Source organism: Streptomyces sp. NPDC043812 (assembly GCF_056436245.1).
The window spans coordinates 1-1,301 of the sequence record NZ_JBWKCY010000101.1 but is presented as its reverse complement, the minus strand read 5'-3'; the positions used below and the strand labels follow the sequence as shown (position 1 = coordinate 1,301).

Below are 1,301 nucleotides of genomic sequence, written 5' to 3'. Positions count from 1 at the left end.
GGTCGAACTCGACCAGTCGACCCAATCCGGCAAGGGTGCTGGTCTGCTGCTCGGCGGCCGTGTTGCTGCTCATGGGGCGTGTCCTCCACTGGTGGGTGTGATGCGGGATGGGATGCCGGGGGCGGCGGGGCCAACCGCCGCCCCCGGCACGTGTGTCAGCTGTCGCGGCAGAAACACTGCTCGGGCGGAATCTCGCCGCACGCGTGGTGGGCACAGAAACCGGACTGACACAGGAACGGGGTCTTGTCGTGCGTGCGCGGATGGTGCGTCACGTAGGCGAACGCATCGCCGTCGGCGAGCACCTGCACATGGGCGCGCCGGTGGTAGCGGAGGTAGGCGGAGATTGCTGCCTCACCGGCCTTCTCGGGGTCCCCTTGCCACTCGCCGATTTCGCGCTCCTCGTCCGCTCCGGACAGAGTGGCGATCACCGTGTAATAGGTGCGTCCGCCTCGGGGCTCGTGGGTGGGAAAGTCCGGGTAGAACGGCACGGGTCCTCCTCGCTGTCGGGGCTTGGGGGCCGGGCGGCGGGGCCAACCGCCGCCCGGCCTGCGGGCGTGGTGCGCCGCTACGAGAGGGCGACCAGCGGGAAACCGGCGTGGTAGTCGGTGTCCGGCTGCGGCGGCACCGGCTCTCCCTCGGCGTCCTTACAGAACTCGTCGAACACCTCGGCGGCAGTCAGGGGGTGCGCCCACGCGTCCTTCACCGCCCAGCCGCGCACAATGTCCCGCTCCTTGCCCGGAATCCTGGTCCGGGTCACCAAACCGCCGCCGTTAGACAGAGCGACTTACAGCGCGAGACACAGCTCATCCGTCCCCGTCGGCGTGACCAGCTTCGGGCGGTGGCCGTGCACAACGATCACCGGCGCGACGCCCGTGACGTGCGCGATGCCGTTGGGGTTGGCGGGGGCGCGGCCTCCGCACGTCAGCAGGTGGTGACCGGGGCCAAGTCCGTTGACCAGACTGGTCCGAAGGTCAAACGCACGCTCGGCGATCTTGTCCATGACGATTCCTCTCGCTGGGGGTGATCCGGGATGGTGCGGGCCGGGCGGCGGGGCCAACCACCGCCCGGCCCGTGGCGCTACAGCTGGCTGGACTCGAAGTGCAGCGGGAACGCGCTGCGGAAGATCGGGGCGGCCTCGGCGTCCTGCTCGGCGGCGTACCGCTCGCGCGCCTCCGCCTCGCTCAGCGGGCGCAGACGGCCCCCGTACGGCGTCAGCTCCCACCCCTGCTCGACGGCCGCCGCGCCCGGCTTGGTGGAGTGCACCCGCACTTCGCACCGCTCCGTACCGGGGTTCATCAGCC

The 1,301-nt window shown here is 70.8% G+C and carries 4 protein-coding genes; all 4 read right to left on the bottom strand.

Going from position 1 to position 1,301, the window contains the following annotated elements; genetic code table 11:
• Positions 1 to 155: 155 nt before the first annotated feature.
• Complete coding sequence (locus tag AC067Z_RS38930) at positions 156 to 488, bottom strand: hypothetical protein (protein WP_478794365.1); 333 nt, start codon at positions 486 to 488, stop codon at positions 156 to 158.
• A 77-nt stretch (positions 489 to 565) separates the two neighbouring features.
• On the bottom strand, positions 566 to 757 hold the full coding sequence (locus AC067Z_RS38925; protein ID WP_478794364.1) for a hypothetical protein: 192 nt from the start codon (positions 755 to 757) through the stop codon (positions 566 to 568).
• A 27-nt stretch (positions 758 to 784) separates the two neighbouring features.
• Positions 785 to 1,000: a hypothetical protein gene (locus AC067Z_RS38920; RefSeq protein ID WP_478794363.1), complete on the bottom strand. Its 216-nt coding sequence runs from the start codon at positions 998 to 1,000 to the stop codon at positions 785 to 787.
• Positions 1,001 to 1,077: 77 nt separating this feature from the next.
• Positions 1,078 to 1,301: hypothetical protein (locus AC067Z_RS38915; protein ID WP_478794362.1), on the bottom strand; the 224-nt coding region annotated here is incomplete at its 5' end.

What these genes read in the sequence shown, in the direction of transcription:
- AC067Z_RS38920 (WP_478794363.1), bottom strand. Translation starts at nt 1,000, where the DNA reads ATGGACAAGATCGCCGAGCGTGCGTTTGACCTTCGGACCAGTCTGGTC.